Here is a 21427-nt window from a genome sequence, read left to right as displayed (position 1 = left end):
TCAGATACCCACCGTCTCGGCGGCTTCCCCGTGCTTGACGGCTTCCCCGTGCTTGACGAAGCGCACCGTCATGGCCTTGTAGCCGGGCGTATTGGATTCACGTGCCACGAGCTCCCGGTGCACCAAGGCGTTGGCCTCCGGGAAGTACGCGGCCGCGCAACCCTTGGCCGTGGGGTAGGCGACCAGCCGGAACTTGTCCGCCCGGCGTTCGGTTCCACCGAAGGTGGAGATCACGTCCACCATGTCCCTGTCTTCGAAGCCGAGTTCGCCGAGGTCGTCCTCGTGGACCAGGATGACCCTGCGGCCTTCGGAAATGCCCCGGTAGCGGTCGTCGAGCCCGTAGAACGTGGTGTTGTACTGGTCGTGGCTGCGGACCGTCTGGAGGATCAGGTGGCCGGCCGGGGCTTCAAGATATTCCAGCGGGCTCACGGTGAAGCGCGCCTTGCCGATATCCGTGGCGAATGTCCGGGTGTCGCGCGGTGGATTGGGAAGCACGAAGCCGTTCTTGGTGCGGACACGCGCGTTGAAGTCCTCGAAGCCGGGGATCACCCGGGAGATGTGGTCCCGGATGACGTCGTAGTCCTCGGCCATCTCCCGCCAGTTCACCGCATGATCATCGCCGAGGACTGCCTGGGCCATCCGTGCGACGATGACGGGTTCACTGAGCAAGTGCTCCGAGACCGGGGTCAGCCGGCCCTGGGTGGAGTGGATGACGGACATGGAGTCTTCCACGGAGAGGAACTGTTTTCCACCGGGGTGTTTGTCGTCCGTGTCCGTTCGGCCCAGGGTAGGCAGGATCAGGGACGTCTTGCCGTGCACCACGTGGGCGCGGTTGGGCTTGGTGGAGATGTGCACCGTCAGCCCGGCCCTCTTGAGCCCTTCCTCTAGAGCGACGGTATCCGAACCCGCCGCCGCGAAGTTGCCGCCCATGGAGACGAACACATCAACGTCACCCTTCTCCAAGGCGTGTTGGGTTTCCACGGAGTCGTAGCCGTGTTCCCGCGGCATCGTGAATCCGAACTCCTTGTCCAAGGCTGCGAGGAATCCCTCCGAGGGCTTCTCCCAGATGCCCATGGTGCGGTCGCCCTGCACATTGGAGTGTCCGCGGACGGGGCAAGCTCCAGCTCCACGCTTGCCGAAGTTTCCCTGCAGGAGCAGCAGGTTGATGATTTCCCGCAAGGTGTCCACGGAGTGCGGCTGCTGGGTCAGGCCCAGTGCCCAGCAAATGATGGTGCCCTTCGAAGCGGCCAGCATGCCGGCCACCTTGGTGATTTCGATGCGGCTCAGGCCCGTGGCGCGTTCCGTCTCAGCCCAATCCAGCGTAGACCGGGCTTCGGCGTAGGCTTCGAAGCCGTCGGTCTGTGCTTCGATGAAAGCGCGATCGACCACCGTGCCCGGCTGCCGCTTCTCTTCCTCCAGCAGGAGGTGGCCCAATGCCTGGAACAGGGCGAGGTCGCCGCCGACCTTGATCTGCAGGAATTCATCGGCGATGTCCGTGCCACCGCCGACCACGCCATTGAGCGACTGGGGATCCTTGAAATTCAGGAGCCCGGCTTCCGGCAAAGGATTGACTGCGACAACCTTGCCGCCATTGTTCTTGCAATCGCGCAGGGCGGAGAGCATGCGCGGATGGTTCGTGCCCGGGTTCTGGCCCACAACAAGCACCAGTTGGGCTTCGTGGATGTCCTCCAGGGAGACAGTGCCCTTGCCGATGCCGATGGTCGGGTTGAGCGCGCTGCCGGACGACTCGTGGCACATGTTCGAGCAGTCAGGGAGGTTGTTGGTGCCGAGGCTCCGTGCGAAGAGCTGGTACATGAACGCGGTCTCGTTGGCGGTGCGCCCCGAGGTGTAGAACACGCAGCGGTCCGGCGTGGTGGCATTGACGTGCTCGCCGATCAGGCTGAAAGCATCCGTCCAGCTGATCGGCGAATAGTGGGTATCGCCGGAGCGGATGACAACGGGTTCGGCGATGCGGCCTTGGCTGCCTAGCCAGTATTCGGTCTTGCCTTCAAGCTCGGCCAGGGAGTGCTGGGCCCAGAACGCCGCATCGACCACGCGGGTTGTGCTTTCCTCGGCGATGGCCTTGGCCCCGTTTTCACAGAACTCGGCGGGGCTGCGTTTTCCAGTAATGGACTCCGGCCAGGCGCAACCTGGACAGTCGAAACCGTCCCGCTGGTTGACGCGCAGCATCGACTTGACGGTCCGGCTCACACCGGCTTGGGCCCAACCCCTTTCCAATGCCACGGTGACAGCCTTGACACCGGCGGCGGAGCGCTTGGGCGGGTGGATCTGAAGGTCATCTTCATTGATGTCCTGCTCGGGAGCATGCCTGTTCATGTCCCCATCATTGCAAGGCGTGACTCACGATTCCACCCGTGTCCATTTGGCGCCCGAAATTCTCAACCGGTCAGGGCACTCCAGTCCACAGGTCCAGACGGAACTTTGCGCGCTGGCCTGGCAGGAGGCTTCTTGGCTTTGTCCTCCGGAGACTTAGGCTGGGGAAGCGGCGGCCCCCAGGGCAAAGGGAAAGCGGGCACTGCCTCGCCCAGTTGCACACCGTGGGGCGGTACCACCATGACTCCGTCCGCACTCGCGAGGCCACGCATCATCCCCGGCCCGGCGTGTTGCGCCGGTGAGGCCAATCCGTACACGAACCTGAAGGGAAGCAAACGCGTCCGGCCGGGGTCGGCGTCGAGCATTGCACCGCAAGGCACCTCCCCCACCTCGGGCAGCTTTCCGTGCCCCAGCCCCGCGAGCAGCGGAGCGCCGATCGTGAAGAGAACCATCATTGCCGCGAGCGGGTTGCCGGGGAGCCCCAGCACAAAACGCCCGTCCGGCAATTCGGCCAAGACGGCGGGATGTCCCGGCCGCATCGCAATGCCATCAATCAGCAAGCGGCCGCCGAGCTCCGCAATGGCCCGCCGGAAGTGGTCCGTCCCCGAACGGCCCGTTCCCCCGGTGGTGATGACGACGTCGGCGGGTGGCGTGTCCGGAGACAACTCGCCTTCCTCGAGACCCGCGAGCCATTCGTCGTAAGAGTCGCCCACTTTGAGCTGTCCGCCGCGGATCCCGCCAAGGAGTTCGACGACGGCGCCGAGCTGGGGACCGAAGGTATCCCGCACTCGRCCGGGGGCCGGGACACCCGCGGTCACCACTTCGGAGCCGGTCAAGAGCAGTTTGACGACGGGCTTGCCCAGGACGTCCAGTTCATCCCGGCCGGCGAGGGCTGCCAGCGCGAGGTGGGCCGGGTTCAAGACAACGCCGGATTTGATGAGCAGCTCGCCCGCCCCGGCTTCTTCTCCGGCATCCCGGATGTGTTGCCCATTCCGCGGCTCGCCAGGCTTTGCGTTGCCGCCGAGCGCAAGGACCGGCAAGCCATCTTCGTCCGTAGTCAAGACCCCGCTCTCGCTGCGGAGCACGGCCTTGGCCCCCGGCGGTATCAGGCCGCCGGTGACGATGGGACTCGCCTGGTGTGGGGCCAGCCGGTGGCCCGGCTCGGCCAGGATCCAAGGGCCGCCGCCATTGACAGCCCAGCCATCCATCGCCGAAGACGCGTAGTGCGGCAGGTCCTGCAGGGCGTGGACATCTTCGGCCAGCGTCCTGCCGACCGCGTCTTTCAGGGCAACGGGTGCGGCGGGAATGGGCGTGGCACAGTCGAAGGCAAGCTGCCGGGCTTCCGCCCACAAGTGGTCAGCGTGCGGGACATGCTCAACGTTCGGGCCCGGTTCGGTCACGGAGGGAGGGTGCTGGTTCTCGGCGCCCAGTTCCTCTCCGCCCTGGTTCTCGGCGCCCTGTTTGGGGGCATCGGTCATCCGGCGTCGGTTCCCGGGTTCGTATAGTCCTTGGCGAGTGTGCGTGCCAGGCCCATCGCCGCATCCATCGACGCGGTTTCGCTCGCTTGGCCCGAACCCGCTGCAAGTCCGGCAGCGAAGCCGGCAATGAAGGTGGTCAAAGGAGCGGCCGGGCGAACGACTGAATGCGCCGCGACGCCGGCCAAGGACAGGATCTCATTGATGTCGATTTCGACGCCTTCAAGCTCAAATGCTTGCATCAGGCTCCTGCACCACTCCTCAAGCGTTTCTTCCTGGGTCTTCACGATCCGCCTCCACAGTCCGGTACAGCTTTTGTCACGGCAGGTCGCCGTCCACTCCAAGCGCCGCGGCATCGTCCCAGGTATCCACATCATCGGTGGAGCCAGCAGGAACAGGTACGGCCAGCAGATCAAGCCTAGCAAGCAGGCGGAACACCGCGGCGTTGGCCAGGCCACCCTGTTTTGCCGCGGCCAGCACTTCCCGTTGCAAAGCGGAGAGCCGGTAGATTCCGAGCAGCGGCTGTTTCCGCCCATCGGCGGACACGGCCATGGCTCCTTCCGCGTTCTGGCGACCGGCAAGTTCCCGGAGGAGAACCGGAACAGCCGCGCCGGCGAGGGGCATATCGCACGCCATGACGAGGATCCAGGGCGCGTGCTTCGTGGACGGGCTCTGGCGGTCTTGCGCCTCTAGCGCGGCGAGTCCGGCTTCGATCGCTGCTGCCGGTCCGGCGAACGGCGGGTCCTCGCGGGCGGTCAATGTGCCTTCCGGTAAACCGCCGGGATCCGGCCCGACGACGACGACACACCCGGCCCCGTACGCGGCCGCGAGGGCGCGATCAAGGAGCGTAGCGCCGTCGTACGTCAACTGGGCTTTTGGCACGCCACCGAGGCGGGAGGACTTGCCACCCGCCAAGATCACCGCATCAAAGTCCACCAGCCCAGATTACCCGGGAAGCAGTCTCAGTTCCGGTTCAGGCCGCCGATTCGGGCAAGAGGAAGGGATCCCATGCGGGCGCAGGTTTCTCAAGCTCCTTGATCTGCCAGATAGTCCCGGTGGGCGCCGCCGGAGTGAACCTCAGTTTCCAGCCCATCTCGGCCGGTGTGTGGTCACTCTTGGCGTTGTTGCAGCGTAGGCACGCCGCCACCAGGTTTTCCCAGGAATCCGCGCCGCCCCTGGATTTGGGGTGGACGTGGTCAATAGTGTGGGCTGCTTTCCCGCAGTAGGCGCAACGGTGACCGTCGCGGCGCAAGACGCCGCGACGTGTAACCGCCGTGATCGTGTTGTACCTCGGCCGGATGTAGCGATTGAGCAGAATCACGGAGGGACGTCCGAGAATCTCCTGTGGCCCGACGACAGGCTCGTCGCCTTCGGCCACTACGCTCGCTTTTCCGGTGAGCACAAGGACCAGCGCCCGGCGGAAGGTGACTACCGCCAGCGGTTCATATCCAGCATTCAGAACGAGTGTGCGCATGCACGTACCTCTTCACGGCCGCACCCGTCAGGGGCGCGAGGGCCGGCTGCCCTCTGCATGTACGGGCTGTGGATCGACACCACAAGAGTAAACACGGAGAGGCCAGATCAACGAATCCGTGGGTGGGTTCAGGCGCTGTGTCGGGCAAAGTTCATGTGCCGGACATGTGGCGGGAACCTCCAAACGCCCAAGGACAGCACGCCCGGACTCGCCCCGGCAGACCCCTGGGGACGTGATGTAGGGCGACGTGAGGTAGCACATGCTGGTTAAAACAGAACATCCCCGCGGGCTGACCAGCGGGGATGTTCCAGTAAGACTATTCAGACGAAGCTATTAGCCACCAACGCGGATGAAGACCGGGCCGGAGCCGATGTTGACGCTGTACAGGGCAGTGGTGCCACCGTTCCAGCCGCCGTGGACCGCCATGCCATTCCCGACGTAAACGGCGATGTGAGCCATGCCCATGCCACCGTTCTGGTAGTAAACCAAGTCACCCGGCTGCGCTTCAGCAGCGCTGACCGTGCGGCCAAGGGAGAGGTAGTCTGCCGGCCAGCCGTGGAAGTTGATGCCAACGGCAGCCAGGGAGTTCGAAGCCAGGGCGGTGCAGTCCTGGGCAACGCCGAGCTGTGCGTAAGCTGCGGCAGCAATTGCCGCGCCCTTGCCGCTGGCAACCTTCGTGGCGGGGGATACAGCTGCGGAAACAGAAAGCGTTGCGGTGCCCGCAGCGGTTCCGGCCTTGGGAGCGGCGACAGCTTCCTGGACGGCAACCGGAGCTTCGACAACCGGAGCAGCTTCAGTGGAAACCACCGGGCGCTCGTACTTGATGGCGACCGAGGAATCGGCCGCAATGCTGGCTTGGGCGATGGACTGGACTTCCAGGGTGGAGGTCGCAGTGGACTCGCGGGGAACGTTGGTTTCGGCAGCGTTGGCTGCGATACCGCTAGTGAGGACCAGTCCGGACGCAGCAGCGATAACTGCTGCCTGACGGCCCACGCCACCGGCATTGCTGCCGACGGTCTTAGCGATGACGGCAAGCGAGTTGGTCTTGGTGACCGCGGCGCGGTGGCGCGCAAGAGTAGAGCGTGAAGACACGTTAAAAGGCCTCTCCCTATGCCCGCGAGGTAAGCTGTCGGATTCGGATGGGAGTCATCCGGCCGCAATGCTTCCCGTGGGAAACAAGTGCGACTTAACCCCAAGGCCATCGGTGAAGATGACCAAAAGTGGGTCCCCCGCCTCTGCCAGACGATGTTTTGCGAACGGAACCTCGGGCAGTGGCAGAGCTAGGCAATCCACCCGAGTGCATCAACTCTCTAAAAGTTGATGCGAGTTAGACGGTACATGAGTTTTGGCTGAATGTCACATTCAGGTCACGGAGCGTGACAAGCATGCGAGAGACGGCCATCGGATTGGCTTACAGCCAGCCCAAGGGATCAACGACATCGCCGTTGACCATGACTTCAAAATGGAGGTGGCAGCCGGTCGAGGCGCCAGTTGTGCCGCTCAATGCGATGACGTCGCCACGGTTGACCGTTTGGCCCACCTGGACGTTGAACGAGGACAAGTGGTTATACGTGGTTTCCAGGCCGTTGCCGTGGTCCACCACAATGCGGTTTCCACCGCCATATGGGTGCCAGCCCGCGAAAGTAACCTTGCCGGCGGCAGCCGCATGCACCTGGGTGCCACATTGGGCCACGAAGTCCTGGCCGCGGTGGAACTCCCCCAGGCCTCCCGTAATGGGGTTCACGCGGTAACCGAACGGCGAGGCCGTAGTCAGAGTGTCCAACGGAGCCCCGAGGGTCCCTTTGGAGGACGACGTCTTGATGCTGCCGACGGACTGCGCGCTCAAGAGCTGCTTGAGCTTGCTATCAGGATCCGCCGTGGTGGATACCGCAGCGCGGCTGAAATCGATCGTGGCACTGGCCGCAGCCGGAATCTCGGGCTGCGTCCCCGTCAAAGCGGCCGAAGCCTGATTCGATTCCGCAGTGGCCGTCAATGCGCCCGTACCAGGCATCGCAACCGTCAGGATGAGGCCCGTGGCGGCGAGGGCGACACCAGCCTTCTGTCCCGCACCGCTCGCGGCGGCGAAATCGGCCATTTGCCGCAAGGGGCCTTTGCGGCGGCGCACTTCGCGATGCGGATCGCGGGGCCGGTCGTGCGCAACGACTTGCGTGGTCCGCAGCTCAGCAGTAGGACCGGACGCGCGTCTGCGGCCCCTGGTGTTCTGCGTGGTCAAAGTTTTCCTCTCTGGCAAGCCTGCGAAGTTAGCTGTCGGATTCGGGTCAGAGAGTTCTTGGACCCGGTCCGCACGAAGTCCTCGAAGCACAGAAGAGTCCCCGGAGAGGGTTCTGCGCTTTGTGCACTTCCGCTGCGGACTTCACCCCAAGGCCGTCTTTCGACCGCCGCTGGTGGTTCCCCCGCTTCTGCCAATGAATGGACTAATCCACCCGATCCGTTGGCAGAACTAGGCTTCGGATCAGGTAACGCTTTGGTATCGGCGCCAGTAGTCAACTATAGGGGATTAACCCCCGCAGTAATAATTTCGTTATCTTGGCCAGGAGCCTGGCAGACGAGCTAAGCGACGGTGACGAACACGTGCGACGCAACCTCAGGCGGCAGCTCCAGCGCACCGTCGATATTGGGCACGCGAACGGAGATGTACTCCCCCACCCGTTCCAGGGAAACCCTGGCTCCGGGCCGAATTCCACCCTCGTCCAGCTGCACCAGCAGCTCCGGTTCCACTTGGATCGGCTCAGCCAACCGGCTGACAGTGACCCTGTTATCCGGTGAGTATCCGTTCATCGCTTCAAGAAGGTTGACCACACCATCCGTAAAGGCGTGGGACGCGACTCCGCCCAATGCTTCGAGTCCCGGGATGGGGTTGCCATAGGGAGATTCCGTGGGATGGTCCAGGAGCTCGTAGAGCCGCCGTTCCACGCGCTCGCTCATAACGTGTTCCCAACGGCATGCTTCGTCGTGGACATAGGCCCAGTCCAGTCCGATGACGTCGGCCAGGAGCCGCTCGGCGAGACGGTGCTTGCGCATGACCTCGGTGGCACGTTTCCGCCCGGTTTCGGTCAGCTCAAGGTGCCGATCGTTGGAAACAATCACCAGGCCGTCGCGCTCCATCCGCCCGATCGTCTGGGAAACGGTGGGACCAGAGTGCCGCAGGCGCTCGGCGATGCGTGCGCGAAGAGCCACAATGTTCTCTTCTTCAAGCTCCAAAATGGTCCGAAGATACATCTCAGTGGTATCGATCAGATCCGTCATCCAGCTCAGCTCCTCGAGCGCAGTATCTTGCGTATTTTCCACCGTACCGCAGCCGGCCAGGCGGTCGACCCGCCGGTCGTCCTGGGCCGGGCGCCAGCTCCAAGCTTAGCTTATTTAGAATTACTCTGGATAATTCTTGGGCCTACCCTCGCGTCCCGCCCCTGCCCACCGGAACGAACGCTTTCCACGTGGCGGACTATGAAGCGTTCAGTTCTGTCCCCGCCCGCAGAGTCAGGCAGAATTGGGGAGTCGAAGGGGGCAGCTTGCCACCTGCCACGACCCATCTAGGCCGCTACTTCACCATTGGAGCATCCCGTGAGCGACAACAGCATCACTATCCCCGCCGATTTGCTGCCCAAGGACGGCCGCTTCGGCGCCGGGCCCTCCAAGGTCCGCCCGGAGCAGATCGAAGCACTGTCCGCTGCCTCAACAACAATCCTCGGCACCTCCCACCGCCAGGCCCCAGTCAAGAACCTGGTGGGATCCGTCCGCGAGGGACTCAGCCAGTTCTTCCGTGCGCCCGAGGGATACGAGGTGATTCTCGGCGTCGGAGGCTCCACCGCGTTCTGGGACGTCGCCAGTTTCGGCCTGGTGGAGAAGAAGGCACAGCACCTCTCCTTTGGTGAGTTCGGCTCCAAGTTCGCCTCGGCCACCAACAAAGCGCCTTTCCTGGAAGCCTCCTCCATCATCAAGTCCGAGCCCGGCACGCGCCCGGTTTCCCATGCCGAGGCCGGCGTGGACGTTTACGCATGGCCGCAAAACGAAACCTCAACTGGTGTGGCTGCTCCGGTCAAGCGCGTTGAGGGTGCCGACGAGGGTTCACTTGTCTTGGTGGACGCGACCTCGGCCGCCGGCGGCCTGGATGTGGACGTTGCCGAGGCTGATGTCTACTACTTCGCACCGCAGAAGAACTTTGCCTCCGACGGTGGCCTGTGGCTTGGCCTCTTCTCCCCTGCCGCCCTTGAGCGCGCCGCACGCGTCAAGGCAAGTGGCCGCTGGATCCCCGATTTCCTTGATCTGCAGACGGCTATCGACAACTCGAAGCTCAACCAGACCTACAACACGCCGTCGCTGACGACCCTGGTGACGCTTGACGCCCAGGTCCAGTGGCTCAACAAGAGCGGTGGCTTGGACTTCGCAAGCAAGCGCACTGCGGACTCCGCAGGCCGCATCTACAACTGGGCCGAGGCTTCCGAGTACGCCACCCCGTTCGTGGCAAAGGCTGAAGACCGCTCAAACGTCATTGCCACGATCGACTTCGATGATTCAATCGACGCCGCGGCCATTGCGAAGGTGCTGCGCGCCAATGGGATCGTGGACACGGAGCCGTACCGCAAGCTGGGCCGCAACCAGCTCCGCATCGCTACCTTCGTTGCCATTGAACCGGACGATGTTTCGGCGCTGCTCGCCAGCATCGACTTCGTAGTGGGTGAACTGAAGAAGTAGGAGCCCACCGCGGCGTTCCCGCGGTCAGGAGTTGTCGGCGTCGTCCGGGTGTGGATCCCGGGCGGCGCCAGCCCTCTTAACGGCGCCGTTCCCGTTAACACCACTGGCACCTTGGGACTCGATACGGAAGAACCGCAATCCGCGGGCGCTACTGTCGAAGCGGAGCCGCAACTGGCGCGCGCGGATGATCCAGATGATGCCGACGACGGCGGTGCTGGCACCGGCAGCCGCTGCCACGCCAACGGCCCAGCGGGGTCCGGCCACGTTGGACACCCAGCCGACGAAGGGTGCCCCGATGGGCGTTCCTCCCATGAAAATGGCCATGTACAGCGCCATAACCCTGCCGCGCATGACAGGTTCGGTAGTGGACTGCACATAGCCGTTGGCGCTGGTGATCATGGTCAAGGCGAACAGGCCGCACGGAATCAGGGCCAAGGCAAACATGGTGTAGTTCGGCGCCAGGGCGGCAAATCCGCTAGCGATGCCGAACCCGCCGGACGCGGCGAAGATGAGCCGCATCCGTGGCCTGCCGCGCCGGGCGGCCAGCAACGCTCCCGCGACTGAGCCGATTGCCATGATCGAGTTGAGGAGCCCGAATGCACCTGCGTCCATGCCGAATTCCGTGCCAACCATCGCCGCGATGAAGAGGACGAAGTTCAGGCCGAACGTGCCCATGATGAAGATCGCGACGAGGACCACCATGATGTCGGGGCGGTTGCGCACATAGCGGAGCCCTTCACGGATCCGTCCTTTGCCCGCGGCCGCCCGGGGCTGGACGCGCAGGGAGGAGAGGGGGATCGCGCGGATCGCGCCAAGCATCGCCACAAAGGTCAGCGTATTGATCATGAACACCCAGCCCGGCCCCACGGCGACGGTCAACATGCCGGCCACGGCTGGACCGATCATGCGGGCAACGTTGAACGAGGCGCTGTTCAACGCAACGGCGTTGGAGAGGTAGTCGTCCTTGACGAGCTCCGAAACGAACGTCTGGCGAACCGGGGCGTCTAGCGCCGAGACGACGCCGAGCACCAAGGCGAACACGTAGACATGCCACAACTGCGCTGCGCCACTCAGCACCAGGATTCCCAAGCCAGCGCTCAGGACTGCCATGGCCGATTGCGTCATGACCAGGAGCCTGCGCCGGCTGTAGCGGTCGGCGAGCAGTCCGGCCCACGGAGCCAGGAACAGCTGCGGGCCCAGTTGGAGTGCCAAGGTAATGCCCATGGCACCGGCGTCGTGGTTGCTCAGATGGGCAAAGACCAGCCAGTCCTGGGCGGTTCGCTGCATCCATGTGCCGATGTTGGAAATAAGGGCGCCGAGGAACCAAATGCGGTAGTTAAGGACACCCAGCGATTTGAAGGTGGACATCAGGTTCCACCTTCAAACAATTCACTCGCTGGGTCCGCCAAAGGCTAGTCAGCCTCGACTTCGTCGGCCTCGTCGTCGTCTTCCTCGGAGGGTGCCTCGTCGTCGGAAGGCGCGTCGTCGTCCTCGTCAGCGGAACTGTCCGCGATCGAGAAGTCTTCCTCTGCCAGCTCCTCGGGAACCGCTTCGTCCTCCGGACGGACGCGCTTTGCCCAAGGCACCCATTCAGGGGCGAGGATGGAATCCTCGGACGGCAGCAGGCCGAGCTCGCTGACCGTGACAATTTTGGAGCGCGAGTTGCGGGTGACGACGGCGTACCACTGCCATCCGCCGTAACCGGCCAGCCGCGATTCAAAAAGGTGCGTGACGACGCGTTCGCCTTCGGAACGGGCGGCAATATGTGGCCCGATTTCGCCCGGCTTGGCAATGGTCTCCACCGCGTTGCGGGCGACGTCGACGGCGGCCGCCAGGAAGGCGTCCGGCTTGCCGACGCGCCACACGGGAATGCCGGCGCGAGGTTTCGCCGTGGCCGGCTTCCGCCCAGCACCGGTATCGGCCGTTCCTGCCGTTGCTGGAGCGGCACCGGTACCGTTCTCTTCAGGACTGGCTTCAGCGGATTCCGATGTCATGGCTGGTTTAGGCTTCCAGCTCGTCGGCAACCTTGCGCAGCGCTGCCGCGATGGCCTTGCCTTTGGCGCCTTCAGGGTATTTACCGGCCGACAACGTCCCCGAAAGGTTGTCCAGGACGGACACAAGATCCTGGACCACGGGCGCGAGCTCGCGGGCGTTCATGCGCTTGGCCTTGGCGATGGACGGCAACTTATCCAACACGCGGAGGCCCAGTGCCTGGGCGCCACGCCGACCGTCGGCGACGCCGAATTCAACCCGGGTGCCTGCTTTGAGATCCGCTACGCCTTCGGGCAGGGCGGATTTGGGCAGAAATACTTCCTGGCCGTCCTCTGCAGCGAGGAATCCGAAGCCTTTGTCCTTGTCATACCACTTGACCTTGCCGGTGGGCACGTAATCAACCTTCTTCGTTCTTGCTTGGGAGACACAGCCGGCGCGCCACCGCATCCGCAGAATACTGCGGGAATAGGGGTAACTGCCTGGTCCGTGTTGGTCTATTGCTTCAAGGTTATCCTGCCCGGCCGCGGATTCGCGCTTTGAGACCACGCGGAGCAGCTCCCGTCGCCTTTGTTCCTGCACAGACCGGCAACAGCGCATGCGGTGCGGACTGTTAGCGTTGCTTCTATGATTCCCCACGGCTACCGCCGCCCGCTCATGATTGTCGCCGCCGTCGTCGCCGTGCTGTCCCTGGCCGCAGTAGGCACCGTCATGGCTGTTGCTTTTGCCCAGGGCGTGGCACCGGTTTGGGTGACATCCATGGCCCTTTATGGCCTGCCGCTCGCCTTCATTTTGATGGCCGCGTTGGTGGTGGACGCTGTATGGGCACGACGTCGCCAATGAGCCAGCAGAAAGCCCGACGGCGGGCCCGGCTGGCGGTAACGTTGAACTGATGTCCCTTATTCGCGCGCTCAGCAAGGAACTGGAAGCGCGCAGCGATGATTCGCTGCGGGCCCTGTTTGCCGCGCGGCCGGACCTTATTTCCCCCGTCGCCCCGGACTTCGCGGCACTGGCCGCGAGGGCGAGCGCACGCGTCAGCGTGCAACGCGCCCTCGAACGTCTCAACAAGCCCGAAATGCAGGTACTGGAGACACTCCATCTCTGCACCAATGCAGACACTGGCCACAGCGTCTCTGCGGCGGGATTGAAAAAATGCATCAACGGCTCCACGCTTGCCGCGCTTGAGCCGATCTTGAACAAGCTCCAAGAACTGGCTCTCATACACCGAGCCGACCCACCGGCCACGGTACACATCCCCGGCCGGCAGCGCTTCTACTTGCCGGTGGGCAGCCTCAAGGACGTCATCGGTATCTACCCCGCCGGCCTGGGCCGCAGCTACACGGAGCTGGTACGGCTGCAACCGGCCTTCGCCCAGCGCGTGGTGCAACTCGTTGCCGAACTTCACCAGAGCGGCGCCAATGTCCTGGCTGCCACCACGCCCATGGACGCGGCGTTGGCCCTTCAGCGATGGACCTCGACCCCTGAGAATTTGCAGCACATCTTGTCCGAGGCACCCATACGGACCCGTCCCCTTTTGAACAAGTTTGGTAGCTGGGCCATGGGCGCCGTTCCGCAGGCCCAGCGCAAAGCCTCCGTGCTCCATGAAGGCCGCGACGTCGGTCCGGTGGACTGGCTTTTGGCCCGTGGATTGCTTGTCCCCCTCGACGCCGGACACGTAGAGCTGCCCCACAGCGTGGGTTTGTCACTGCGCGGCGGCGCAATCGTGGACCACTTCACTTTGAGGCCGCCCGTGCCGGAGCTCGGCCAGACAAGTGCCGCCTTGCGCCGGAATGCCGCCATGGGTGCCATTGCCGAAGTACTCCGTCTGGTGGGCGAACTGCTGCATGCGGTCCGGGAGCAGCCGGTGGTTACCCTGCGCAGCGGCGGAGTGGGCGTGCGTGAGCTCAGACGCCTCGCCGATAGCCTCCGATTGGAGTTGCCCGAGACTGCGCTGATCCTTGAGCTCAGCGCCCTGTCCGGATTGTTGCGCCTCGATGTGGACAGTTCCATGTGGGTCCAGCCGCCCACGGTGGAGTGGCTCACCCTCCCCCGCCAGGAACAGTGGCTCTGGCTGGTCAACGCTTGGCTGGCCAGCGAGCGCGCTCCGTCACTCGTGGGCCTGACGCTCCCCGGTCCTGCCACGACGGGATCGCGGCCTGGTTCTGCGGGAACTTCCATCAACGCGTTGTCGGCCGAAGCCCAACGCCCTGACGCCCCGCTGGTGCGCAAGCGGATCCTGGAGATCCTTGATGAGCTCACCCGCGAAGTCGAGGCACCGGACGGCAAGGCCCCCGTGCTCAACGCGGAGGCTGTCATGGAACGGGCGGAATGGACCCAGCCCCGCATGTCTCGTCGGTTCAGCTCCCTGGTCCGCGGCATCCTGCACGAGGCGGAAATCCTGGGGCTCATGGGTTCAGGCGCCCTCACCCAGCTAGGCTCCGCCATCGCCACCGAACAGCCCGATCTTGCCCTGAGCATCCTCGGCGAACACCTGCCTGCCGCGGTCAACCACGTCCTGCTCCAAGCAGACCTGACCGCCGTCGCCCCGGGATACCTGGCACCTGAACTGAGCGAAAAACTGCTCCTGATAGCTGAGGCCGAAGGCCAAGGCCCGGCCACCATCTTCCGCTTCTCCGGAGATTCAATCCGGCGTGCGCTCGACGCCGGCCAAGACGCGGAGGCCATCCTCGCATTCCTGCGCACGATCTCCGCCACTGACGTTCCCCAACCGCTCCTGTACTTGATCAAGGACATCGCCTCGCGGCACGGCCGGCTCCGCGTCGCCAGCAGCGCCAGCTTTATCCAAAGCGACGACGAGGCCGCCATTGCCGAACTCCTTCACGAGCCCGGGGCCGCGAGCCTTTGCCTCGTCAAGATCGCACCCACGGTACTGACCTCCGCGGCGAGCCCGCGGGAGACCGCGAGGGTGCTGCGCGAGCTGGGACTCTCGCCGGCCATGCAGGAGGCCGAGCCCGCCGTCGTGCGCTATAAGAGGACGACGGCGGTGGCCGGCAATGCCCGCCCGGTTTACACGGCGCCCCGCACTGCCCCGCCGGACGACGACGTCGACGCCCAACTTGAGGTCCTGAGGCGCCATCGCGGGGTCTCGGGTGGGATGACCGGCGAAGCGGCAACGCAACTGGGTCTCGAAACGCTGCAGAGGGCCATCCGGCTGAAGCAAGCGGTCACCATGAACGTGGTGGACGGCTCGGGGAATTCCAACACGGAGACTGTTGTTCCCGTATCGGTGTCCGGTGGGCGGGTCCGGGTGTTCGACGCGGCCAGGGACACCGAAAGAGTCTTGTCCATCCACCGCATCATCGATGTGGAACCTGCGGGGGATCCGCACAAGTGAGGAAGCAATAGTGAGCGACGGTCCGCTGATCGTACAGAGCGACAAAACCATCCTGCTGGAAGTCGACCACGAGCTCGCCACCGAGGCACGGCATGCGATTGCCGCATTCGCCGAGCTGGAGCGCGCCCCCGAACACGTCCATAGCTATCGGCTCACTCCTTTGGGTTTGTGGAATGCCCGCGCCGCGGGGCTCGACGCCGAAAAGGTCCTCGATACGCTCCTGCGGTACTCCCGTTTCCCGGTGCCGCATTCGTTGCTGATCGACATCGAAGAGACGATGTCGCGTTACGGCCGGCTGCGCCTGGAAAAGGACCCGCAGCACGGATTGGTCATGCGGACCACCGACTACCCCGTGCTTGAGGAAGTCATCCGGGCCAAGAAGATCGCACCACTGCTGGGGCCGAGGATCGACGGCGAAACCGTGGTGGTGCATTCCTCCCAACGCGGGCAGCTCAAGCAGTTGCTGCTCAAGCTCGGGTGGCCGGCCGAGGACCTCGCAGGCTGTGTGGACGGCACTCCGCACCTGATCGCTTTGAACGAGGACGGGTGGCACCTGCGGCCCTACCAAAAACTTGCCACGGAAAACTTTTGGGCGGGCGGCAGCGGCGTCGTCGTGCTTCCTTGCGGTGCGGGCAAGACCTTGGTGGGCGCGGCAGCCATGGCTACCAGCTCCACCACCACCCTGATCCTGGTGACCAACACAGTGGCCGCCCGGCAATGGAAAGACGAACTCCTCAAGCGGACCTCGTTGACCGAGGAGGAGATCGGCGAGTATTCGGGCGCGGTCAAGGAAGTCCGGCCAGTCACGATCGCCACCTACCAGGTGCTGACCACCAAGCGTGGGGGCCTCTACCCGCATCTCGAGCTCGTGGACGGGCACGATTGGGGTCTCATCATTTACGACGAGGTCCACCTCTTGCCGGCGCCCATCTTCCGGATGACGGCGGACCTGCAAGCCCGGCGACGGCTCGGACTGACAGCGACCTTGGTGCGCGAAGACGGGCGGGAGGGCGAGGTCTTCAGCTTGATCGGCCCCAAGCGCTACGACGCACCGTGGAAGGACATTGAGGCCCAGGGCTATATTGCGCCCGCAGACTGCGTGGAGGTCCGGGTGGACCTGCCGAGGGACGAACGCGTGGCCTACGCGATGGCGGAGGATGCGGACAAGTACCGATTGTGCGCGACGTCGGAGACCAAGACCCACTTGGTGGAGCAGCTGGTTGCGCTGCACCAAGGCGAGCAACTGCTGGTGATAGGCCAGTACATCGATCAGTTGGATGAGATCGGCGAGCGCTTGGACGCTCCCGTGATCAAAGGCGATACAACAGTCAAGGTGCGGCAGAAGCTGTTCGACGCCTTCCGTGCCGGTGACATCAAGACCCTCGTGGTGTCCAAAGTGGCCAACTTCTCGATCGACCTACCTGAGGCCTCCGTGGCAATCCAGGTATCCGGTTCCTTCGGTTCCCGGCAGGAAGAGGCGCAGAGGTTGGGGCGCCTGCTTCGCCCCAAGCAAGACGGCCGTGCGGCGCGCTTCTATTCCTTGGTGGCCAGGGACACCCTCGACCAGGACTTTGCCGCCAAACGGCAGCGCTTCCTCGCCGAGCAGGGCTACGCGTACCGGATCATGGACGCCAAGGACGTACCCGCCGGGTAGGGGTTACGTAGCTTAGTCGCTAGGCAACTTAGGCGCTGTGCAACTTAGGCGCTAGGCAACCAACTGTTGCGCGCGCTCCTGTTGCCGCGCCGGTTGCAGCGCAACGACGTCGACGACGGCCCAGGCTTCCTCGTCATTGAGCTGCGCGTTGGCGAAGCGCTCAGCGGAAGCCCTATCGCCGAACTCCTCATGCCCGATGTGCCCGGACTCCGCGTCCAGATAGCTGACATGGAATTCGATGTGCTGAGGTTCCGGTGCTTGTTCGTTCTTCATGGCTTGTTCGTTCTTCATGGCTCCAGTGTGAAACGGGGCTCCGACAATTTAGGACTGTGCCGGCGGCGTGTTGGGTTTTGGCCGGCCGAGTTGCCGAAGCGCGCTTCAGCGCAGCACTTCCGCGGCGGTGCTGCGGACCGCTTCAGTCACTGCGTCGAGTATTCGCGACGGCGTCCTCCACCGTTGCCAGTACAAGGGCACGTCCAACGGCCGCTCCGGCGCGAGTTCCACCAAGTCTGCTTTGGCTATGTCCGGGCCGCACTGCGCCTCAGGCAAGAGTCCCCATCCGAGCCCCAAGCGAATGGCCTCGGCGAATTCCTGGCTGGACGGAACGTAGTGGCGCGGTCCCGCCGGTTCCGTCCCACGTGCCGCGCCGCCCAAGAGCTCCAGGAAACGGTGCTGGTACTCATCCTTGCGGTCGAAGTCCACGGCCGGCGCCGCGCGCAGCGAGGCGACATCGACGCCGTCGGAAAGCCACCGTGCCCTGAATCCTGGAGTGGTGACGGCGCGGTATCGCATGCTCCCGAGCGGTTCCACCCGGCAGCCCTGTACCGGCTCGGGGGTCGCCGTCACCGCGGCCATCACCGTTCCTGCGCGCAGCATGGACGTGGAATACTGCTCGTCGTCCCGGTGGAGGTCGAAGACAGCGTTCAGCTCTGCAGGGACCCGGGTGAGGGCCTTGAGGAACCAGACGGACAGGGAATCGGCGTTGACCACAATCGGAACCGAGACCATCGGCGATTCGCCTGGCAGGCCTAGCTCGAGTTCGGCGTCGGCCTCCAGCTGGGCGAGCTGTCGCGCCAGCCTGAGCACCACTTGTCCCGATTCTGTGGCCTGGACCGGATTGCTGCGCTGCAGCAATACCCTGCCAGATGCTTGTTCCAGCGCCTTGAGGCGCTGGGAGACCGCCGACGGCGTGATGTTCAGCAATCGGGCAGCTGCGTCGAGCGTACCTTCCGTAAGCACGGCGGCGAAGGTGTGCAACTGCTCAGAAGAAAATCTAGACATAAGAGAATCTTACGATGCCTAAGAATGTTTAGCTGGACTAATGCCTACGGCGAAACCTAGCCTCGAAGTATGAACTTCCCCGACGTCTTTCATGCTGCTGGCCTTGGCCTCGGCACTGGCCTGGCCCTCATTGTCGCCATCGGCGCGCAAAATGCCTTCGTCCTCCGGCAAGGAATCCGTGGAGAGCACGTTGGGCCAATCGTTGCCGTGTGCGCCATTTCCGACGCCGTGCTCATCGCAGCGGGGGTACTCGGCACGGGTGCCCTGCTCGCCGCGGCGCCTGCCGCCGTCGTCGTTCTCCGCTATGTCGGTGCGGCATTCCTGGTCACGTACGGCGTGATGGCGGCACGGCGAATCCTCAAGCCACAAGCGCTCGTCTCCGCGGAGCCTGGGCCTTCGGGCGCCGGTCGAAGCGGACTGGCGCCAGCGTTGGTCACCGTCCTGGCACTTACCTGGCTCAATCCCCATGTCTATCTGGATACGGTGCTGCTTCTGGGGTCCGTGGCGAACGCGCAAGCCGACGGCTTGCAATGGTGGTTCGGCGCCGGAGCCATGTTGGGTAGCATTCTGTGGTTCTGTTCGCTCGGGTTCGGTGCGAAACTGTTGCGCGGCTTCTTCGCGCGCCCGGCGTCATGGCGGATCCTGGACGGCGGGATCGCCCTCACCATGGTGGGACTCGGCGTCGGGCTGGCTCTCGGCAGCTAGCCGGGACCACGACACCCCGGTAATTCTCACAACAAGCATCCAGTAAACTCCCAGAAACTGGGAGCATCATGAATGCATGAAAAAGAACGGCCCCGAAGCCAAGCTCCTCGTCGTCGACGACGAACCCAACATCCGTGAGCTGCTCTCCACCTCGCTGCGCTTTGCTGGCTTTGAGGTCGTTGCGGCATCGAACGGCCGCGAAGCCCTCGCAGCCGCGGATCTCCACTCCCCGGACCTCGCGGTCCTGGACGTCATGCTCCCCGACATGGACGGGTTCACTGTCACCCGCCGCCTCCGTGCCGCGGGTAAGCACTTCCCTGTCCTGTTCCTGACCGCCAAGGACGATACGGAAGACAAGGTCACAGGCCTGACCGTGGGAGGCGACGACTACGTCACCAAGCCTTTCAGCCTGGATGAAGTGGTGGCGCGTATCCGCGCCGTGCTGCGCCGCACCCAGCCCATGGAAGACGACGACGCGGTCATCCGCGTCGATGACCTGGAGCTCGACGACGACGCCCACGAGGTCCGCCGCGGCGGCACCATCATCGAGCTGTCGCCCACCGAGTTCAAGCTGCTGCGCTACCTCATGCTGAACCCCAACCGGGTGCTATCCAAGGCACAAATCCTGGACCACGTCTGGGAGTACGACTTCAACGGTGACGCCTCCATCGTGGAGTCCTACATTTCCTATCTCCGCCGCAAGGTGGACATTGACCCGGACGCCGCCGCCTTGATCCAGACCAAGCGTGGCGTGGGTTACGTACTGCGGACGGCCGAGAAGCGCTGACCTTGTTTAACCGTTGGAAGTCGGCCTCCCTCAGGTCGCAGCTGGTCGCCATCATCATGGGGCTGTTGCTCCTTGCCCTGGCCGCCACGGGCGCGGGGACGCTGACGCTCGTCAAGAGCTACCTCCAAGGGCAAGTGGATGACAAACTCAAGGCCGCCGTCCAGATCGCCCAGCAGCAGCAATCGTTCGCCAACCTGTCCGAGGGCAGCCCCGCCGTGCCCACTGACTACTCACTGACGCTGTACGTGCAGGGTCAGCCACCCTATCCGTTCGGCGGCAGCAAGAGCGACCGGCCGAGCATCGCCAATATCACGCCCGTCGAGGCCAAGGACCGCAACTACGCACCCTTCCAGGTGGGCGGCACGGCCGGCGGCAATTGGCGTGTCGTAGCGGTCAATGTGGTCGACAACCGGACGGGGCAAAACGCTGTGGTGATCGTGGGGCTGCCCCTGTCTCCCGTGGATAAGGTCATGGAACACGCCACCCTCGTGGTGGTCGGCGTCGGACTCTTGACCCTGGTGCTCGCGTTCTTCATTGCCACTTGGACCGTTGCGCGTTCCTTCCGTCCCCTCGCCCGCGTGGAAAAGACGGCCGCCGCCATCGCGGCGGGTGATCTCTCCCGCCGCGTAGAGATCGAAAACCCGGTTACCGAAGTCGGACGCCTGGGTGGCTCCCTCAACGCCATGCTCGCCCACATCGAGTCCTCCTTCGCGGCACGGGCAGCTTCCGAGGCCAGGATGCGGCGATTTGCCGCCGACGCCTCACACGAACTGCGAACCCCGTTGGTCACTATCCGCGGCTTCTCCGAGCTCTACCGGCACGGAGCCCTTGCGACGCCGGAAGATGTGGGCACCGCCATGGGCAGGATCGAGAGCGAAGCGAAGCGCATGGGATCCATGGTGGAAGACCTCCTCCTACTTGCCCGTCTGGACGAACAAAGGCCTCTCCAGCTCAAACCTGTGGACCTGCAGCTGTTGGCGAACGACGCCGTCGTCGACTCCCTTGCGACGTCCGGCGAGCGGAAGATCTCGCTGACAGGGCTCGACGGCGGGGCGGCGGCGCCTGCCCCGGTCCAGGGCGACGAGGCCAAGCTTCGGCAGGTCCTGGGAAACCTGGTGGGCAATGCCTTGCGATACACACCCGAAGGAACGCCGATTGAGCTCGCCGTCGGAGTTCGGAACACTCCGACCGGTCTGTTCTCTGTTCTTGAGGTGCGGGACCACGGCAGTGGCATTCCGGCCGAGGAACTGCCCCGGATTTTCGAGCGCTTCTACAGGGCGGATACCTCGCGCACTCGGGAGACCGGCGGCAGCGGCCTCGGGCTCGCCATTGTGGCCGCCATCGTGGGCTCCCATGGCGGTACGGTCCGGGTCGAAGAGACCGACGGCGGCGGGGCCACCCTGGTTGTCAGCCTCCCATTCCAAAACGACGTGTCCGAGGTGCCTGAGGACGCGAGCGTTACTGAGGTGGAAATCTCCGACTAGCGCTCGTCGGGCGCAGCATTCAGGGTGGGGGCATTGTGGGCTGCCGCGGATTCTGGGCTGCCGTGGCGAGTTATCCACATAGGCAGGTTCGGCTCTGGCAGTGCCGTTTGGCGGATTCTAGGCTCACTGTGTGGACCACAAAAGCCAGCCGCGCCTGCGGACCCCCTTTAGTTGAA

Annotated in this window: 20 protein-coding genes and 2 riboswitches; of the genes, 7 read left to right on the top strand and 13 right to left on the bottom strand. The window is 64.2% G+C overall.

Annotation, left to right across the window (positions count from 1 at the left end; all coding sequences use genetic code 11):
- From AC1DLO_RS12040 to AC1DLO_RS12005, 8 genes are all read right to left on the bottom strand, one after another.
- Positions 1–2337: an FdhF/YdeP family oxidoreductase gene (locus AC1DLO_RS12040; RefSeq protein WP_476890101.1), complete on the bottom strand. Its 2337-nt coding sequence runs from the start codon at positions 2335–2337 to the stop codon at positions 1–3.
- A 62-nt stretch (positions 2338–2399) separates the two neighbouring features.
- Complete coding sequence (locus AC1DLO_RS12035; RefSeq protein WP_476890100.1) at positions 2400–3812, bottom strand: molybdopterin molybdotransferase MoeA; 1413 nt, start codon at positions 3810–3812, stop codon at positions 2400–2402.
- Entirely contained in the window at positions 3809–4096 is a 288-nt protein-coding gene (locus AC1DLO_RS12030) for a DUF6457 domain-containing protein (protein ID WP_476890099.1), read from the bottom strand. The genes AC1DLO_RS12035 and AC1DLO_RS12030 overlap by 4 nt, the downstream gene beginning before the upstream one ends.
- Before the next feature lie 31 nt (positions 4097–4127).
- Complete coding sequence (mobA, locus tag AC1DLO_RS12025; RefSeq protein ID WP_476890098.1) at positions 4128–4745, bottom strand: molybdenum cofactor guanylyltransferase; 618 nt, start codon at positions 4743–4745, stop codon at positions 4128–4130.
- A gap of 37 nt (positions 4746–4782) precedes the next feature.
- Entirely contained in the window at positions 4783–5283 is a 501-nt protein-coding gene (locus AC1DLO_RS12020; protein WP_028266173.1) for an HNH endonuclease, read from the bottom strand.
- A gap of 333 nt (positions 5284–5616) precedes the next feature.
- A complete protein-coding gene (locus tag AC1DLO_RS12015) occupies positions 5617–6375 on the bottom strand; it encodes an NlpC/P60 family protein (RefSeq protein WP_476890097.1) in 759 nt (252 codons plus the stop codon).
- Positions 6376–6380: 5 nt separating this feature from the next.
- Positions 6381–6548: riboswitch (cyclic di-AMP (ydaO/yuaA leader) on the bottom strand.
- Positions 6549–6694: 146 nt separating this feature from the next.
- Entirely contained in the window at positions 6695–7516 is an 822-nt protein-coding gene (locus tag AC1DLO_RS12010) for a M23 family metallopeptidase (protein WP_184737861.1), read from the bottom strand.
- Positions 7517–7518: 2 nt separating this feature from the next.
- Positions 7519–7730, bottom strand: a riboswitch (cyclic di-AMP (ydaO/yuaA leader).
- A 124-nt stretch (positions 7731–7854) separates the two neighbouring features.
- A complete protein-coding gene (locus AC1DLO_RS12005) occupies positions 7855–8550 on the bottom strand; it encodes an iron-dependent transcriptional repressor DtxR (protein WP_476890096.1) in 696 nt (231 codons plus the stop codon).
- A 315-nt stretch (positions 8551–8865) separates the two neighbouring features.
- Here AC1DLO_RS12005 and serC point away from each other — a divergent pair, with 315 nt between their 5' ends.
- A complete protein-coding gene (serC, locus tag AC1DLO_RS12000; protein WP_476890095.1) occupies positions 8866–9996 on the top strand; it encodes a phosphoserine transaminase in 1131 nt (376 codons plus the stop codon).
- Positions 9997–10020: 24 nt separating this feature from the next.
- On the opposite strand, the gene AC1DLO_RS11995 is transcribed toward serC, so the two are convergent.
- The 3 genes from AC1DLO_RS11995 to AC1DLO_RS11985 are packed head-to-tail and all read right to left on the bottom strand — an operon-like array spanning position 10021 to position 12381.
- Entirely contained in the window at positions 10021–11364 is a 1344-nt protein-coding gene (locus tag AC1DLO_RS11995) for an MFS transporter (protein WP_476890094.1), read from the bottom strand.
- Positions 11365–11408: 44 nt separating this feature from the next.
- Complete coding sequence (locus tag AC1DLO_RS11990; protein ID WP_476890093.1) at positions 11409–11990, bottom strand: DUF3027 domain-containing protein; 582 nt, start codon at positions 11988–11990, stop codon at positions 11409–11411.
- Positions 11991–11997: 7 nt separating this feature from the next.
- Positions 11998–12381, bottom strand: coding sequence for a cold-shock protein (locus AC1DLO_RS11985; protein ID WP_078106274.1), 384 nt, complete (start codon positions 12379–12381; stop codon positions 11998–12000).
- Between the two features lie 231 nt (positions 12382–12612).
- Here AC1DLO_RS11985 and AC1DLO_RS11980 point away from each other — a divergent pair, with 231 nt between their 5' ends.
- Genes AC1DLO_RS11980 through AC1DLO_RS11970 form a run of 3 tightly spaced genes read left to right on the top strand, consistent with a single transcriptional unit; the run spans position 12613 to position 16994 of the window.
- Positions 12613–12828 (top strand): hypothetical protein, encoded by a 216-nt coding sequence (locus AC1DLO_RS11980; RefSeq protein ID WP_476890092.1) that lies wholly within the window; start codon positions 12613–12615, stop codon positions 12826–12828.
- Positions 12829–12877: 49 nt separating this feature from the next.
- Entirely contained in the window at positions 12878–15340 is a 2463-nt protein-coding gene (locus tag AC1DLO_RS11975) for a helicase-associated domain-containing protein (protein ID WP_476890091.1), read from the top strand.
- 10 nt (positions 15341–15350) lie between these two features.
- Positions 15351–16994, top strand: coding sequence for a DNA repair helicase XPB (locus AC1DLO_RS11970; protein WP_476890090.1), 1644 nt, complete (start codon positions 15351–15353; stop codon positions 16992–16994).
- 51 nt (positions 16995–17045) lie between these two features.
- Here the strand turns inward: AC1DLO_RS11970 and AC1DLO_RS11965 are convergent, their stop codons facing one another.
- Both AC1DLO_RS11965 and AC1DLO_RS11960 read right to left on the bottom strand, forming a co-directional pair.
- The gene (locus AC1DLO_RS11965) at positions 17046–17285 is read right to left on the bottom strand and encodes a hypothetical protein (RefSeq protein ID WP_476890089.1); all 240 of its coding nucleotides are present in this window, start codon (positions 17283–17285) and stop codon (positions 17046–17048) included.
- An 87-nt stretch (positions 17286–17372) separates the two neighbouring features.
- Positions 17373–18275 carry a LysR family transcriptional regulator ArgP gene (locus AC1DLO_RS11960; protein ID WP_476890088.1) on the bottom strand — a complete coding sequence of 301 codons (903 nt, stop codon included), beginning with the start codon at positions 18273–18275 and terminating at the stop codon, positions 17373–17375.
- A gap of 69 nt (positions 18276–18344) precedes the next feature.
- Between AC1DLO_RS11960 and AC1DLO_RS11955 the strand changes: the two genes are divergently transcribed.
- The 3 genes from AC1DLO_RS11955 to AC1DLO_RS11945 all read left to right on the top strand — a co-directional run bounded on the left by AC1DLO_RS11955 (position 18345) and on the right by AC1DLO_RS11945 (position 21251).
- Positions 18345–18980 carry a LysE/ArgO family amino acid transporter gene (locus AC1DLO_RS11955; protein ID WP_476890087.1) on the top strand — a complete coding sequence of 212 codons (636 nt, stop codon included), beginning with the start codon at positions 18345–18347 and terminating at the stop codon, positions 18978–18980.
- A 76-nt stretch (positions 18981–19056) separates the two neighbouring features.
- Complete coding sequence (locus AC1DLO_RS11950) at positions 19057–19767, top strand: response regulator transcription factor (RefSeq protein WP_184737880.1); 711 nt, start codon at positions 19057–19059, stop codon at positions 19765–19767.
- 2 nt (positions 19768–19769) lie between these two features.
- Positions 19770–21251 carry a sensor histidine kinase gene (locus AC1DLO_RS11945; RefSeq protein ID WP_184737882.1) on the top strand — a complete coding sequence of 494 codons (1482 nt, stop codon included), beginning with the start codon at positions 19770–19772 and terminating at the stop codon, positions 21249–21251.
- Positions 21252–21427 lie beyond the last annotated feature (176 nt).

The sequence above is a fragment of the Arthrobacter sp. 01T419 genome, assembly GCF_056398865.1.
This window is presented reverse-complemented; position numbering and strand designations above follow the sequence as displayed.

Bases quoted from the DNA above. Each gene is read 5' to 3' on its own strand.
- AC1DLO_RS11965 (WP_476890089.1), bottom strand. From the start codon at position 17,285: ATGAAGAACGAACAAGCCATGAAGAACGAACAAGCACCGGAACCTCAG.
- AC1DLO_RS11995 (WP_476890094.1), bottom strand. From the start codon at position 11,364: ATGTCCACCTTCAAATCGCTGGGTGTCCTTAACTACCGCATTTGGTTC.
- AC1DLO_RS12040 (WP_476890101.1), bottom strand. From the start codon at position 2,337: ATGAACAGGCATGCTCCCGAGCAGGACATCAATGAAGATGACCTTCAG.
- AC1DLO_RS12005 (WP_476890096.1), bottom strand. From the start codon at position 8,550: ATGACGGATCTGATCGATACCACTGAGATGTATCTTCGGACCATTTTG.
- AC1DLO_RS11950 (WP_184737880.1), top strand. From the start codon at position 19,057: ATGAAAAAGAACGGCCCCGAAGCCAAGCTCCTCGTCGTCGACGACGAA.
- AC1DLO_RS11980 (WP_476890092.1), top strand. From the start codon at position 12,613: ATGATTCCCCACGGCTACCGCCGCCCGCTCATGATTGTCGCCGCCGTC.
- AC1DLO_RS11960 (WP_476890088.1), bottom strand. From the start codon at position 18,275: ATGTCTAGATTTTCTTCTGAGCAGTTGCACACCTTCGCCGCCGTGCTT.
- AC1DLO_RS11990 (WP_476890093.1), bottom strand. From the start codon at position 11,990: ATGACATCGGAATCCGCTGAAGCCAGTCCTGAAGAGAACGGTACCGGT.
- AC1DLO_RS11975 (WP_476890091.1), top strand. From the start codon at position 12,878: ATGTCCCTTATTCGCGCGCTCAGCAAGGAACTGGAAGCGCGCAGCGAT.
- AC1DLO_RS11955 (WP_476890087.1), top strand. From the start codon at position 18,345: ATGAACTTCCCCGACGTCTTTCATGCTGCTGGCCTTGGCCTCGGCACT.
- AC1DLO_RS12020 (WP_028266173.1), bottom strand. From the start codon at position 5,283: ATGCGCACACTCGTTCTGAATGCTGGATATGAACCGCTGGCGGTAGTC.